Consider the following 14,868-nt stretch of genomic DNA (forward strand, 5'->3'; position numbering starts at 1 on the left):
GGTGGATCAACCCTGTGCGGCGGTCGCCAACGGCGCGGCCTTGGGCTGGCGCTGGTTAACGAAGCACATGGCCAGGGCGGCGATGGCACCCGGAATGGCGAAGGCCATGAAGTTCAGTTGCAGCGGCAGGTTGATGCCCAGCAGCGCGCCACCCAGCAGCGGGCCGACGATGGCGCCGTTGCGGCCGATGCCCGAGGCCCAGCCGAGACCGGTGGAACGGAAGGCCAGCCCATAGAGTTGCGCGGCGGTGGCATACAGCAGGATCTGCGTGCCGATGGTGGTGGCGCCGGCGATGGCGATGAGCAGGTAGAGCACCGGGGTCGGGCTCTTGAAACCCAGCAGGCTGATGGACACGGCAGCGACGATGAAGAAGGCCACCACCACCCTGGGCAGGTTGAAGCGGTCACCCAGCCAGCCGCCAGCGATGGCACCGAACATGCCGCCGAAGTTCAGGGCCAGCAGGAACGACAGGCTGGAGCCCAGGCTGTAGCCGGCGTTGGCCATCAGTTTCGGCAGCCAGGAACTGAGCGCGTAGACCATCAGCAGGCAGCAGAAGAACGCCACCCAGATCATCAGGGTGTGCAGACCACGGCCTTCGCGGAAGAGTTCCAGCACCGGGGCGCCCTGCACTTTCACTTCGTTCAGGACCAGTTCGTCCTTGTCACTGATGGACGCTTGCGGGTCGATGCGCTTGAGGATGGCGCGAGCTTGCTCGGTGCGGCCCTGGCGCAGCAGGAAACCCACGGATTCCGGCAGGTACCAGAGGATCAGCGGCAGCAGCAGGAGCGGCAGCAGTGCGGCGAAGAACATGGCTTCCCAGCCGAAGCGCGGCAGCATGTAGATGCCCACGCCAGCCGACAGCATGCCGCCCAGGGAATAGCCGCTGAACATGATGGCCACCAGGGTGCTGCGCAGTTTCTTCGGTGCGTACTCGTTCATCAGCGCCACCACGTTGGGCATCAGCCCGCCGATGCCGAGGCCGGCGATGAAGCGGCAGATACCGAACTCGGTGGGCGAACTGGCGAAACCATTGAGCACGGTGAAGCCGGAGAAGAGCACGAAGCAGATGGCGATCCCCTTTTTGCGGCCGATCTTGTCGGCCAGGGAACCGAAGGTCAGGGCGCCGAACATCATGCCGAACAGCGCATAGCTGCCCAGGGCACCGGCTTCCAGCGGGGTCAGGCCCCATTCCTTCATGAGCACGGGCAGGACCACGCCGTAGATGAACAGGTCGTAGCCGTCGAAGATGAGCAGGAGTGCGCACCAGCACATCACCATCCAGTGGAACGGTGTGAAGCGCGCGTTATCGATGATCTCGTGTACGTCGAGTTTTCGCATGGCATGTGTCTCTTTTGTTTTTGTTGTGTAGAAACCGCAGGGACGGGCGCGTGACGGTGCCCTTCCGGTAAAACGCCTGGCTCTGAATCTGATGGGTTTCGCAGGCTCTACCCATCCTACGGGGGCCCTCCGCAGCACGTGGGCGATCGTAGGATGGGTAGAGCGGAGCGAAACCCATCACCGAGCTGTTAACCCAGGTCACCTCCGCCCACCGGCAGGGTGACGCCGGTGACGTAGGTGGCTTCGTCGGAGGCGAGGAAGAGGATCGCCCCCACCTGCTCGTCGATGGTCCCGTAGCGTTTCATCAGGCTGCTATCGATGGTCTGGTCCACGATCTGCTGGTACCAGACCTTTTCCTCTTCGCTCTGCTGCGCGGTGTTGCGCGGGATACGGCGCGGCGGTGCTTCGGTGCCGCCCGGTGCGGTAGCGTTGACGCGGATGCCGCGCTCGGCGTTCTCGAAGGCCAGGCAGGCGGTCAGGGCATTCACCCCGCCCTTGGCCGCGCCATAGGGCACGCGGTTCACGCCACGAGTGGCGATGGACGACACGTTGACGATGGCGCCCGCGCCCTGCCCCAGCATGTAGGGCAGCGCGGCGTGGCAGCACCAGAGGGTGGGGAACAGCGAGCGGCGCACTTCGGCCTCGATCTCGTGCTCCTGGTAATGCTCGTAGGGCTTGGCCCAGATGGTCCCGCCCACGTTGTTGATCAGGATGTCCAGCCGGCCGAAGCGTTCCACGGCGGCGGCAGCCACGCGATGGCACTCGGCGAACTGTTCGAGGTCGGCGGTCAGGGCCAGCATCGACGCGCCGGAACCCAATTCGTCCTGCAGTTCGAAGACCAATTCGGAGCGGTCGACGGCCACGACATGCGCGCCCTCTTCCACCAGCCGCTCGACCACTCGGCGACCGATGCCCTGCGCCGCGCCGGTGACCAGCGCGACCTTGTTCTGGAATCTCTTGTACATGGCAGCCTCTTCAGATGGCTTTTGTAGGAGCGAGCTCTGCTCGCGAACGGCTCGGTGCGAATCCTTTCGCGAGCAGAGCTCGCTCCTACAGGGAATCGCGTGGGATCAGGCCGCGCTGGCGGCGAACTTCTCGTAGTAGAAATTCGCGGGCGAGATGCCCTGCTCGCGGATGTACTGGCTGACCGCCTCGACCATGGGCGGCGGGCCGCACAGGTAGACATCCACGTCGCCGTCATTGAGGTGCTTCGGCGCGATGTGCTGGGTCACGTAGCCCTTCTGCGGGTAGCTGCTTTCCGGGTTGGCCACGCAGGCGCTGTAGGTGAAGTTGGGGATGCGCGCGGCGAAGGCTTCCAGCTTGTCCATCTCCACCAGATCGAAGTCGTTGGTCACGCCGTAGATCAGGTGCAGCGGGTGCTCGCTGCCCTCTTCCGCGATCTTTTCCAGCATCGCGGTGAAGGGCGCGAGGCCCGTGCCGCCAGCCAGCAGCAGCAGCGGACGACGGATGTCGCGCAGGTAGAAGCTGCCCAGCGGGCCGGCCAGGGACATGCTGTCGCCAGCCTTGGCCAGGCCGGTGAGGAAGCTGCTCATCAGACCGCCCGGGACGTTGCGGATCAGGAAGCTGACCTCGCCGTCCTTCTGCAGGGAGCTGAAGGAATAGGCGCGGGTCTGCTCGCTGCCCGGCACTTTCAGGTTCACGTACTGGCCCGGCAGGAAGGCCAGCTTGCTCAGGGACTCGCCCTTGATGGACAGCGCGATGGTGCTGTCGGACAGCTGGCGAACCGCGCTGATGCTGGCCTCGAAGCTCGCCTGCTGGGTCTTGCACACATCGGAGGATGCCGGCACGCGCACCACGCAATCGCTCTCGGCGCGCATCTGGCAGGTGAGCACATAACCCTGGGCGGCTTCGTCTTCGCTCAGTGCGTCTTCGATGTAATCCTGGCCCAGGTCATAGCGGCCGGCTTCGGCAAAGCACTTGCAGGTGCCGCAGGCGCCGTCGCGGCAGTCCAGCGGAATGTTGATGCCCTGGCGATAGGCCGCATCGGCCACGGTTTCGCTGGGAGTGGCGTCGATGAAACGGGTGACGCCGTCTTCGAAAGTCAGTGCGATCTTGTGAGTCATGGCAGGCACCCTAGATGTGGTAGACGTCGATGACCTGACGTACGTAATCGTTTTTCAAGACCACCTTCTTCGCCTTGATCAGCGGGCTCTCGCCGCGCACGTCGAGGGTGTAGAAGCTGGTGCCGAAATAGCTGTCCACGGTCTTGTAGCGGTAGCTCAGGGTGTGCCAGTTGAAGCGCACCTTGCACTGGCCGTCAGCCACTTCGAGGATCTCGATGTTGCTGATGTTGTGGGAGGTACGGGTGTCCGGCATGGTCGCGCTGGAGCGGTCGGTCTTGATGCGGAAGACGCGGTCTTCCAGGCCACCACGGTTGCCGTACCAGATCAGCGAGATTTCAGTCTGCGGGTCTTCGGTCAGCTCATCGCGGTCATCCCAGGACGGCATCCAGAAGCTGGCGTCGCTGGCATACAGCTCCAGCCAGTTGTCCCAGTCCTTGTCGTCCAGGTAGCGCGCTTCGCGGTAGAGGAAGTCGCGCACGGCGTCGTAAGAGATGCTCATTGCACGGCCTCCACGGGGATCAGTTGCTGCTCGGCCGCGGCGGCCTTGAGCATGGTCTCCTGCCAGTACTTGTGTTGCAGCACGAACAGGCCTTCGTCTTCGGTGCGCACGCCGGAGAGCAGCGGGTGCAGGTCGATTTCCTGGGCGGCGGCGTCAGCGCCTTCGACCCAGTGCTCGGCACCACGGGACATATCGTTCCAGCCACGGCTGCCCTGGTAGCCCAGTTGGCAGGAGCGGAATTCTTCGAGGTCGTCCGGGGTGGCCATGCCGCTCACGTTGAAGAAGTCTTCGTACTGGCGGATGCGCTTGGCGCGGGCATCGGCGCTCTCGCCTTTCGGCGCGATGCAGTAGATGGTGATTTCGGTCTGGTTGACGGAGATCGGCCGGGCGATACGGATCTGCGAGCTGAACTGGTCCATCAGGTAGACGTTCGGGTACAGGCAGAGGTTGCGCGAGTTCTCGATCATCCAGTCGGCGCGAGCCTTGCCGAAGTCCTGGGCGAGCTCGTCGCGGCGCTCGTAGAGCGGACGGTCTTCCGGGTTGGCCCAGCGGGTCCAGAGCAGCAGGTGACCGTGGTCGAACGAGTAGAAACCACCGCCGTTCTTGGCCCAGCTGCCGGCGCTCATGGTCTTGATCTCTTCACCCGCTTCGCGCTGCTTGCGCTGGTTCTGGGTGGCGGCGTAGTTCCAGTGCACGGAACTCACGTGGTAGCCGTCGGCGCCGTTCTCGGCGGTCAGCTTCCAGTTGCCTTCGTAGATGTAGCTGGAGGAACCACGCAGCACTTCCAGGCCTTCAGGGGACTGGTCGACGATCATGTCGATGATCTTGGCGGACTCGCCCAGGTGCTCGACGAGGGGCTTCACGTCGGCATTCAGGCTGCCGAAGAGGAAGCCGCGATAGGACTCGAAGCGGGCGACTTTGGTCAGGTCGTGGGAGCCTTCGCAGTTGAAGCTGGACGGATAGCCGGCTTCAGCCGGGTCCTTCACCTTCAGCAGCTTGCCGGAGTTGTTGAAGGTCCAGCCGTGGAACGGGCAGGTATAGGAGGAGCGGTTACCGCTCTTGTGCCGGCACAGTTGCGCACCGCGATGGCTGCAGGCGTTGAGGAAGGCATTGAGCTCACCGTCCTTGTTGCGCGCGATGAAGATCGGCTGGCGCCCCATGTTGAGGGTGAGGTAGTCGTTCTTCTCGGGAATCTGGCTCTCGTGGGCGAGATAGATCCAGTTGCCTTCGAAGATGTGCTTCATCTCGAGTTCGAACAGGCGCGGGTCGGTGAACATCTCCCGCTTGCAGCGGTAGACGCCCTTCTCTTTGTCATCCTCAAGCAGCGAGTGCAGGAAATCGAATCCCAGGGACATGGCCAGGGCCTCCGTTGTTATTGTTCAGGCCAGGTCAGGTTAGGGAGGCGGGAGAAACGGCAATATCCGCTTTGTGCAGATCGCTATCCGTTTTTTGCAAAGCGGTGGTGGATGTCAGGAAAGGTTTGTACGGGCGCAGCTTGTGGGGGCGAATTCATTCGCTGAGGGCAGCGCAGCTGCCCCCATCAAGGTCTCAGGGCAGACCTGCGGTCTGCATAGCGAATGAATTCGCCCCCACAGAAAAGCAGGAGCAGCTACAGCCCCCGCCGCTTCAAGGTGTCCGACGGCAGCTCGCCAAACAGGCCCTTGTAGCTCTCGGAGAAACGCCCCAGGTGCAGGAAGCCGTAATCCAGCGCCAGTTCGGTGACGTTGCGGACGTTGCAGCTGGGGTCGGCCAGGCAGGCGCGGATGCGCTCCAGCTTCTTCTGGCGGATGTAGTGCTTGGGCGTGGTGCCCAGGTGGCGCTCGAACAGCGCGTAGAGGGAGCGCAGGCTCATGCTGGCCTGGCGGGCCAGGAATTCGCTGCTGATGTCCTGTTTCAGGTTGTGCTCGATGTAGGCCAGGATGCGCTCGAAGGACGCCTCCTGGCAGCCCAGGCTTTCGCGGCTGACGTTGGTCTTCATCAGGCTGAGCATCTTGCTCGCGACGATCTGCGCGTAATGCTCCTGCACCCTCGGCAGTGCGTCGCTGGCTTCCGCCTCCTGGCAGACCATGGCCAGCAGGCTGACGAAGCCTTCCAACTCGTTCAGCTGGTAGTTGTTCTGCAGGAAACGCACGCCGGGGCTCGGCCGATGCCAGCGCTGCTCCTCGCAGATGCTTTCCAGCAGCGTGGTCGGCATCTTCAGGATGAATTTTTCGCAATCATCCGAGTACGTCAGGTCCACCGGGTCGTCGGGGTTGATCAGCAGCAGTTCGCCGGGTGCCAGGTAGTGCTCCTGCTTGTGGCCGCGCCAGAGGCAATGGCCGCTGAGGAGAATCTGCAGGTGGTAGATGGTTTCCAGCGCCGGTGAGGTGACGCGCACGGCGCCGCCATAGCTGATGCGGCAGAGATCGAGGTTGGCGAACTTGCGGTGGTTGAGGCTGGCCTGCGGATGTCCGGCTGAGGGCAGCCGGATGCAGTGTGACCCGACATGCTGGTTCACATATCCGGACACGGCATAGGGGTCCGCACGCTCGAACACCCTACTGCGTTCACTCAGCAGGCGACTATCCATGGATCAGGCACTCTTCTCGTTGTTGTACGTCGCAGGCGTCATGCCGGTTGGCAAGCGCCCGCGATCTTCGTTTCCGGATTCTATGTGAGCCTTTTCCTACATGCTGTGGCCAGGGATAAACGGTTGAGGATAAGTGCGACCGGTTGTAACAACCGGTCGCGAACCGACTCAGGTTGCGTCGGCGTGGCTCACGATCCCCTTTATCACCACGGCAGTAGTCGCGATGGCGGCCGGCACCACCAACGCGGTCAACACTTGTTCGAAGTTCCAGCCCAGGCCCAGCAGGGTCGCGCCGATCCAGGCACCCAGGATAGCGCCGAAGCGGCCGATGCCGAGCATCCAGGACACGCCGGTGGCGCGGCCCTGGGTCGGGTAGAAACGCGCCGCCAGGGACGGCATGGCCGATTGCGCACCGTTGACGCACATGCCGGCCAGCAGGACCAGGGTGGCCAGCAGGGTCACTTCACCCAGGCTCTGCCCCACGAAATACGCGAACACGCCCGCCATCAGGTAGAACGCGCCGATCACCTTGTGCGGATTGAAACGGTCCATGGCCCAGCCCACGCCAACGGCACTGAGCACGCCGCCAAACTGGAACAGCGCGCCGATGAAGGCGGCCTGTTCCATGCTGGCGCCGCTGTCGCGCATCAGGGTGGGCAACCAGCTGGTGAGCAGGTAGACGATCACCAGGCCCATGAAATAGGTCAGCCAGAGCAGCAGGGTTCCGGCGCTGTAGGTGCCGGAGAAGATCACCTTGAAGACGTTGCGGCTCTGTACGGTCTTCTGTTCCGGCACGCTGAAGCCACTGGCGGTGGCCACTTCACCCGGCGCGATGGGAGCAAGCACCTTGCGCACCTGGTCCGCGCCCTTGTTGCGCACCACCAGGAAGCGCGCCGACTCCGGCAGCCAGATCAACAGCACCACGGCAAGCGCCAACGGCAGGATGCCGCCGAGCAGCAGCAGGCTGTGCCAACCGTAGGCCGGGATCATCGAGGCGGAAACGAAGCCGCCGGACGCCATGCCGAGGTTGAAGCCGCAGAACATGCTGGTCACTAGCAACGACTTGAGGCGCTCCGGGGTGTATTCGGAGAGCAGCGTGGTGGCGTTGGGCATGGCGGCGCCCAGGCCAAGGCCGGTGAGGAAGCGCAAGAACAGCAGTTGTTCGAGATTGGCGCTGAAGGCGGAAATCAGGCTGAACAGACCGAACAGAAACACTGCCGTTACCAGCACCACCTTGCGCCCGAAGCGGTCGGCCATGGGGCCGGAACCGAGGGCGCCGAAGACCATGCCGATGAGCGCGGCGCTCATCACCGGGCCGAGGCTGGCGCGGTCGATGCCCCAGTCCTGGGTCAGCGCCGGGGCGATGAAGCCCATGGCGGCGGTATCCAGGCCGTCGAGGAAAACGATGAGGAAACACAGCAACACGACGCGCCATTGATAGGCGGATAGCGGCTGGGCGTTGATGAAGGATTGGACATCTAGGGTGCCCGTGGCGGGCAGGTGGGCTGGGCTGGTCATGCAAGAATTCCTGCTTTGGCCCTCCTCCGCATACGGACCGTTCTCTGCGGTCTCTGACGGGGAAGACCCGGACTGGACAGGAATGAGGGCGTGTCCGGTGCTTCTGGTGTCACCGGATCGAACTCTCATTGTTGTTATTGGCCGCGCTGGCTGGTGGCGCGGCTGTGCAGACCATACGAAGAGCAGGCTGGGCGTTCAATTCGATAATCGGCAAAGCGTTCGAATATCGAACAATGTTTGGTCAGGGCGATAAAACCCTTGTAGGGGCGAATTCATTCGCCAAGCAGGCCGAAGGTCTGCCCTGCTATCGGGGGGCAGCTTCGCTGCCCTTGGCGAATGAATTCGCCCCTACAGATGCCCTGACGACTGAACATTCAGTGGAACAACCGCGTACTCAGGTCCTTGCTGGCTTCCAGCAGTGCTGGCAGGAAGCGGGTTTCCAACTCCTGGCGGCTGATGCGGCCGACGTGGGTGCCCACGTTCAGCGCGGCGAGCACCTGGCCGGCGGAATCGCGTACCGGAACCGCCACCGAGCGCAGGCCCATTTCCAGTTCCTGGTCGATGATCACCCAGCCCTGACGGCGGATTTCCGCGATGCTGGCGCGCAGCCCTTCAGCGGTGTGCACGGTGCGGCTGGTCTTCACCTGCAGGTCGGCGTGTTCGAGGTAGTCGTCCAGGGCGGCGTCATCCAGGGCGGCAAGCAGGATGCGGCCCATGGAGGTGCAGTAGGCCGGGAGGCGGCTGCCGACGCTGAGGTCCACGGAGATTAACCGGTTGGGCGTGGCCGAACGGGCGATGTAGAGGATTTCGTCGCCTTCCAGGGTGGCCATGGAGCAGGCTTCGTGGAGCTGGTCGCTAAGGCGGTCGAGGATCGGCTGTGCGGTAACCGCCAGGGGCGTCGAGGACAGGTAGGCGTGGCCCAGCGTCAGCACCTTGGGCAGCAGCGAGTAGGTCCGTCCGTCGGTGGTGACGTAGCCCAGCTTCATCAGCGTATGCAGGCAGCGGCGCACGGCGGCACGAGGAATCTCGGTGCGGTGGCTGATCTGGGCGATGGTCAGGTGGCGCTTGCGCTCCTGGAATGCATGGATTACCGCGAGCCCCCGAGCCAGGGAGGTCATGAAGTTGGGATCACCGGTGAAGGCTTCGATGCGCTTGGCCGGCGAGGCAATGATCGGCGGGGCAAGGGGCGGCAGCGGAGAGCGTAGTTCGTCGGTCATTCTTGTTGTCCTTGGTGGATCGCAGACACGGCAGGTGCGGCCGATTATCGAACCAAAGTTCGATAATCGCAATTGACCCTGACGCCCCCGGCTCTTACTTTTGCCCCCGCCACGCGGCGCCCCGGTTTGATCAGGTACCTCGGCGCCTGGCAACGGCTCCGCTCAAGAGGCGCCAGCCGGAATCCCCCTCGCAGACGCCACCACCCCGGCGCGCTATCCGCGCGTTCGGGGCTGGCAATTCCCAGATTTGGGCAGCCGCATCCAACCCGAACTTCAATTCATGGATGAACGGCAATATTGACTCTCGATTATGGGCGCAGAGTGATATCGCCATTTCGTATTGCTCAAACTTGGAAAACAACTCAACTCGTTGCTAGCGTAATCTGGAAAACAATAACAACACTGTCTTGGTTCTTCTTTCATCCCCATCCATACCCTGCACCACAGAGCGTCAGATAAACCCCACATTCATTTCTGCCACCAGGTGAAATCCCGGCGGTACCGCTCGCGCATTCGTCGCGTCCTCGGCCTTCCTGACCAGTCATCTGGAGATAAGGTCGAGCATGGAACAGATCGAGCATATGACTGAAATGAAACCTGAGGATCGCGCCATGAGAATAATAAGCGTGAGACTTGAGTGCGGTTTGAAGTTGATGCGCATCATAGTCTGTGCGGCAATTTCAATTCTTGGTCTGGTTATAAATAACCCAAGTTACGGCGAGGACATACTTTATGTCGGCGACGCCGGCGACAACTCCGTAAAACGATTCGATGTTGTTACGGGCCGGTTCCTGGATGATGACTTGAATCCCGCCAATGACCCGGATGCCTTCGTCCGCCCGGGTAGCGGCGGACTGGCTGGGCCGCGCGGGATACTGCTTGACGGGAATCTCCTGGTGGTAAACCAGAACGTCAATCTCGGCATTCCTGGCGAGGTACTGCGTTACGACAGCCTGACTGGGGCTTTCCTGGGCAAGCTGGTCTCGTCCGCGAACAAGAACGCGCCATTCGTACCGCGTGGAATCGTCCGTGATGGCAAGGACGTGCTCTACGTGGCCGAGCTCACCACGGCCAATGGCAGGTCGCCGGGCAGGTTGCCTACCTATGATGCAAACGGGGCCTTCATTCGGGACCTGACCTTTGATCGCTTCAGGGCCGCAGATCGGAATCCGCGCTCCGTAGTGTTCGGGCCGGACGGTTTCCTCTATGTCTCGCTCCGCAACCTGAAGAACGACGGTCTGGGCGGCCATGTGGTGCGCTTCACCGCTGCCGGCACCTTTGCCGGTGTTTTCATCGAGGACGTGGGCGGCGTGGGACGACTCAATCGACCCGAAGGATTGGTCTTCGGCCCTGACGGACGTCTTTATGTCACCAGTTTCCAGGCGAACCCGCAGGACACCGATTCCATTCGTATCTATGACGGCCAGGGCAAGTTCGTCGACAAGATCCCGCTCAACCTCCCTGGAGAGACCCGGGCATTTGCCCAGGCCCTGCTCTTCGGGCCGGGCGGGCGACTCTTCGTGGCAGTGACCAGCACCGGTGAGGTGCGAAGCTACGATGTGGCTACCAAAGCGTACACATCCTTCGTCTCGACCACGGCAACGGGCGGGCCACTGAAAGAGCCCTGGTACATGACCTTCGGTCAAACCGACCCCGCAACCTTGAGCTACGTGGAATCGGGCCCACAGGGGAGCGGCCCGAACCTGGTGCGCTGCTTCTGCGGGAACGGTACGGTGGTCGACTTCTGTGCTGCACTGGACTGTTTCTCCAGCCCGGAGCAGGACGCAATCTGCGGCCCCGGCTGCGCTCCACGCGGAGGTGAGACCGGTACAGCCTGCTTCCCGCTGGACAACCGCTGCCCTGCCGCTACGCCCACCGGGCTCCGCCAGCCAGTACCACCACTGATGCTGAAGTGATACCCCGCGCAACGGTTTGAGGAATGGGGCGGTTTCGCCGCCCCATTCCTTCGCCCCCTAAAGCAACTTGCACGCCTCGTCGAAGTCCAGGCGCGGCCCGCGCGCATGCAGCGTCGACGCATCGCCATAGCCCAGGTTGACGAGGAAGCTGGACTTCACCTGGCTATCCGGGAAGTGCTCCAGCTGGAAGGCATCCGCGCGCCCGTCGGCGGGGAAAAATTCGTGATCGACCAGGGCATTGTCGAACCCCGACATCGGCCCGCAGTCCAGCCCCACCGCCCGCGCCGCCAGCATGAAATAGGCCCCCTGCAACGAGCTGTTGCGCCGCGCGGTGAGCCCGGCCAGTTCCGGCGTGTTGGCGAACCAGGCACGCGCATCGGTGTGGGGGAAGAGCTTGGGCAGCTGCTCATAGAACTTCAGGTCGTAGGCGACGATGGCGGTGACCGGAGCCGCCATGGTCTTGTCGACGTTGCCTGGCGCCAGTGCGGGTAACAGGCGGTGCTTGGCCTCTGGCGTGCGCAGGAAGAGGATGCGCGCGGGACTGCAGTTGGCGCTGGTGGGGCCCCATTTCATGAGGTCGTACAGCTCACGCAACGTGTCGTCGCTTACCGGTTTTTCCAGCCAGGCACTGTAGGTACGTGCCTGGCGGAACAGCAGGTCCATGCCTTCATCGCTCAATCGCTTGCTCATCGCTGCCTCCTCTTGCCAGGTTGGTCGCACGCTCGTGCGGATGATCTAGAGAGGATAGTCAGCGCAGCGCTCCACCTGTGGGGGCGAATTCATTCGCCAAGGGTGGCGAAGCAGCCCCAGAGAATCTCCAGGGCAGACCTGCGGCCTGCTTGGCGATTGAAATCGCCCCTACAGAAAAGCAGCCCGCGCCTCAGGTCAGCAATCGGATGAACAAGCTGATGCTTTCGGTGGCCGCACGCGCGTGCGGATGATCTAGAGAGGATAGTCAGCGCAGCGCTCCACCTGTGGGGGCGAATTCATTCGCCAAGGGTGGCGAAGCAGCCCCAGAGAATCTCCAGGGCAGACCTGCGGCCTGCTTGGCGATTGAAATCGCCCCTACAGAAAAGCAGCCCGCGCCTCAGGTCAGCAAACCGATGAACAGGCTGATGCTGACGAAAGCCAGCACGGTGCACACCACCAGCGCCGCCGCGCAGCGGCCTTCCAGGCCGTAGCGCTGGCCGAGGATGGGGTAGATGCTCATCATCGGCGAACAGGCGAAGAGCACTCCGGCTACCCGCAGCACCGGGTCCACTGGTGGCAGCAGCTGGAAGCAGAGCAGCACCGCCAGCGGGTGCAGGACCAGCTTGCCGATGCTGAGCTGGGCCACGTCCTTGACCAGGCCGCCGGCCTTCAGCCCGTCCAGGCTCGCACCGATGACGAAGAGCGCCACCGGCGCCGAGGCCATCGCCAGCATCTCCACCACCTTGGCTGGCACCGCCGGCAGGCGAACCCCGAGCAGGGCCAGCGCAAGACCGACGCTGATGGCGATGATCACCGGATTGCGCAGCAGGCGCATGAAGGTGTCCAGCAGCGCCGCGCGCAGCCCGCCTCCGTTCTGCCGGCCGAGTTCGGCAATGGCCAGGGCCAGCGGAATCATCAGCAGGTTCTCCACCATCATGCCCAGCGCCAGGGCCACCGCGGCGGGTGAGCCCAGCACCATGGCGACGATGGGATAGCCCACGAAACCGCTGTTGGATACCGACATGCCCATGCCACTCAGGGCGCTACCGCTGAGGCTGTCCTTGCGCACCAGGCGCGCGAACAGGAAGCCGCCCCAGAACACCAGCTGGGAGCCGATACCGTAGGCCAGCAGGTAGGTGGCGTCGAACACCTCGTCCAGGGGTTTTTCCAGCAGTGCGCGGATCACCAGCGCCGGCAGGGCGAAGGTGATGACGAATTTTCCGAGCCCCAGCACCTGCTCGGGGCTGACCAGCCGCCCACGGGCGGACAGGTAGCCAATGCCGATCAGGATGAAGATGGGCGCGGTAATACCAAGGATCTGGAGCATTCAGGGCTCGTCGGTCAGTTGCTCCCCTGCCCTGGCTGGACCGGTTCCAGCTGTTGCAACCGGCTGCGGGTACGGGAGAAGTCCATATGGGGTTTGCCCCGGCACAGGTCGTCGAGGCTGGCCTCGCTGGCCAGTAGCAGACGGATGCCAGCGTCGTAGGCGATGTCGATCAGATTGACGAAGCGCTGTTGCACGTCGATGGCTTCCTCGCCCAGGCAAGGCACACCGCTGATGGCGAGTTGCCCGAAGCGCTGGCTGAGCCAGAGGAAGTCGGCGCTGGAATGCGGACGTCGGCACAGCTCGTCGAAGTCCAGCCAGGCATGCTCGCCTTCCATCGCCCGCACGCGCAGGGGATGGTGGTTGACCGCCACCTCCACGTCGCGCGCGGCAGCCGGCGTCAGCCCCAACTGCTGGTCGATCCAGCCAGCGGTGAAGCCCGACAGCGGCCAGCAGTAACGGCCCCAGGCTTCCAGCACCCCGCGACGCTGGCGGTAGTCCTCGCCACCATCGAGGTTGAGCACGTCGAAGCGTTTCTCGATCAGGGCGATGGCCGGCTTGAAGCGCTCGCGGTAGAGCGGATTCGGGCAGAGCCCATCCGGGTGGTAGTTGGAGGTGCAGACCATGCCCACCCCCTCCTCCACCAGCACCTTGAGCAGGCGCCCGAGGAGCACGGCGTCACCGATGTCGTGGACGTGGAATTCGTCGAAGCACAGCAGCCGCGTTTCTTCGGCCAGTGCCCGTGCGGCCAGGGCCAGCGGGTCGGGTTGCCCGGCGAAGTCGCGCATGCGTTCCTGCAGTTCCTGGAGGAACGCATGGAAGTGCACGCGACGCTTGGCGGCAAGTGGCGCGGCGGCGAAGAAGGCGTCCATCACGAAGCTCTTGCCGCGCCCCACTCCACCCCAGAGATACAGGCCTGCGGCGGGGCGCCGAAGCCAGCCTTTCTTCCCCGCCAGAAACGACTCCAGCCATTGCCCGAGACGGCCAATGGCTGTGCGTTGCGCCGCGTCGGCCCGGTAACCCCGGGCCTCCAGCAGTGCGTCGAAGTGCCGTTCGATGCGCCGGCCAGCAGGCTCGCTCAGCGCATCGAATGCGGGCTCCAGTTCCCTAGAAGTCAAAGAACACCGTTTCCCCTTCGCCCTGGATACGGATGTCGAAGCGATAGGCCAGCTTGCCGCCCACCTCGCAGCGGCGCGCCACCAGGGTTTCGCGGCGTTGCGGCTGCTCGATCAGGTTGAGCACCGGATCCACGGCGTTGGCGGCGGCTTCGTCGTCGAAATAAAGGCGCGTCTGCAGGTGGATGTTGATGCCACGGGCAAACAGCGACACGTTGATGTGCGGCGCCATGGGCACACCGGCAGCGTTTTTCACCACGCCCGGCTTGATGGTCTGCAGGGTCCACTCGCCAGCATCGAAAGTGGTGGCGGTACGGCCGAAGCTGTTGAACGGCTTTTCCAGGTCGAAGGCAGTGTCGTAGACGCCTTCGTGGTTGGCCTGCCAGAACTCCAGGAAGGAGTCGCGCACCAGGTGGCCATTGCCGTCATAGACATTGCCCAGCAGCAGGATGTGCTGGCCGGGGGCGTCGGCCTTGGCCATCTGGTTCCAGATTTCCTGGTCGCGGGTCGGGTTGCCGGCCGCTTCCAGGGCCAGGCCGATGTGCACGTAGGGGCCGGCGGTCTGCGAGGGGGTTTCCGGCAGCAGTTCGATAGGCAT

At 63.5% G+C, this 14,868-nt stretch carries 13 protein-coding genes; 1 reads left to right on the forward strand and 12 read right to left on the reverse strand.

Features of this window, described 5'->3' with window-relative positions; genetic code table 11:
• Nucleotides 1-6 precede the first annotated feature (6 nt).
• The 8 genes from E8F06_RS22275 to E8F06_RS22310 all read right to left on the reverse strand — a co-directional run bounded on the left by E8F06_RS22275 (nt 7) and on the right by E8F06_RS22310 (nt 9,225).
• Complete coding sequence (locus E8F06_RS22275; RefSeq protein ID WP_280371113.1) at nt 7-1,338, reverse strand: MFS transporter; 1,332 nt, start codon at nt 1,336-1,338, stop codon at nt 7-9.
• A gap of 188 nt (nt 1,339-1,526) precedes the next feature.
• Nucleotides 1,527-2,303 (reverse strand): 1,6-dihydroxycyclohexa-2,4-diene-1-carboxylate dehydrogenase, encoded by a 777-nt coding sequence (locus E8F06_RS22280; protein WP_280371115.1) that lies wholly within the window; start codon nt 2,301-2,303, stop codon nt 1,527-1,529.
• A 105-nt stretch (nt 2,304-2,408) separates the two neighbouring features.
• Nucleotides 2,409-3,422, reverse strand: a complete 1,014-nt coding sequence (gene benC / locus E8F06_RS22285) for a benzoate 1,2-dioxygenase electron transfer component BenC (protein ID WP_280371117.1) — start codon at nt 3,420-3,422, stop codon at nt 2,409-2,411.
• Between the two features lie 10 nt (nt 3,423-3,432).
• Nucleotides 3,433-3,921: a benzoate 1,2-dioxygenase small subunit gene (gene benB / locus E8F06_RS22290; RefSeq protein WP_280371119.1), complete on the reverse strand. Its 489-nt coding sequence runs from the start codon at nt 3,919-3,921 to the stop codon at nt 3,433-3,435.
• Complete coding sequence (gene benA, locus E8F06_RS22295; protein ID WP_280371121.1) at nt 3,918-5,276, reverse strand: benzoate 1,2-dioxygenase large subunit; 1,359 nt, start codon at nt 5,274-5,276, stop codon at nt 3,918-3,920. The genes benB and benA overlap by 4 nt, the downstream gene beginning before the upstream one ends.
• Nucleotides 5,277-5,530: 254 nt before the next feature.
• On the reverse strand, nt 5,531-6,490 hold the full coding sequence (locus E8F06_RS22300; protein ID WP_280371123.1) for an AraC family transcriptional regulator: 960 nt from the start codon (nt 6,488-6,490) through the stop codon (nt 5,531-5,533).
• 168 nt (nt 6,491-6,658) lie between these two features.
• Nucleotides 6,659-8,008, reverse strand: a complete 1,350-nt coding sequence (locus tag E8F06_RS22305) for an MFS transporter (protein WP_280371125.1) — start codon at nt 8,006-8,008, stop codon at nt 6,659-6,661.
• 374 nt (nt 8,009-8,382) lie between these two features.
• Nucleotides 8,383-9,225: an IclR family transcriptional regulator C-terminal domain-containing protein gene (locus E8F06_RS22310; RefSeq protein ID WP_151133526.1), complete on the reverse strand. Its 843-nt coding sequence runs from the start codon at nt 9,223-9,225 to the stop codon at nt 8,383-8,385.
• A gap of 563 nt (nt 9,226-9,788) precedes the next feature.
• On the opposite strand from E8F06_RS22310, the gene E8F06_RS22315 reads away from it, so the two are divergent.
• The gene (locus E8F06_RS22315; protein ID WP_280371127.1) at nt 9,789-11,141 is read left to right on the forward strand and encodes a hypothetical protein; all 1,353 of its coding nucleotides are present in this window, start codon (nt 9,789-9,791) and stop codon (nt 11,139-11,141) included.
• A gap of 57 nt (nt 11,142-11,198) precedes the next feature.
• Here E8F06_RS22315 and E8F06_RS22320 read toward each other — a convergent pair whose 3' ends face one another.
• The 4 genes from E8F06_RS22320 to pcaG form a co-directional block, all read right to left on the reverse strand.
• Entirely contained in the window at nt 11,199-11,831 is a 633-nt protein-coding gene (locus E8F06_RS22320) for a malonic semialdehyde reductase (RefSeq protein ID WP_280371129.1), read from the reverse strand.
• Nucleotides 11,832-12,228: 397 nt separating this feature from the next.
• Complete coding sequence (locus E8F06_RS22325) at nt 12,229-13,158, reverse strand: AEC family transporter (protein WP_280371130.1); 930 nt, start codon at nt 13,156-13,158, stop codon at nt 12,229-12,231.
• Nucleotides 13,159-13,172: 14 nt separating this feature from the next.
• Nucleotides 13,173-14,273: a cell division protein ZapE gene (gene zapE, locus E8F06_RS22330; protein ID WP_280371132.1), complete on the reverse strand. Its 1,101-nt coding sequence runs from the start codon at nt 14,271-14,273 to the stop codon at nt 13,173-13,175.
• Nucleotides 14,263-14,868 (reverse strand): protocatechuate 3,4-dioxygenase subunit alpha, encoded by a 606-nt coding sequence (pcaG, locus tag E8F06_RS22335; RefSeq protein ID WP_280371134.1) that lies wholly within the window; start codon nt 14,866-14,868, stop codon nt 14,263-14,265. Before pcaG ends, zapE begins: the two co-directional genes overlap by 11 nt.

The organism is Pseudomonas sp. BN411 (genome assembly GCF_029871235.1).
Taxonomy (GTDB): Bacteria; Pseudomonadota; Gammaproteobacteria; order Pseudomonadales; family Pseudomonadaceae; genus Metapseudomonas.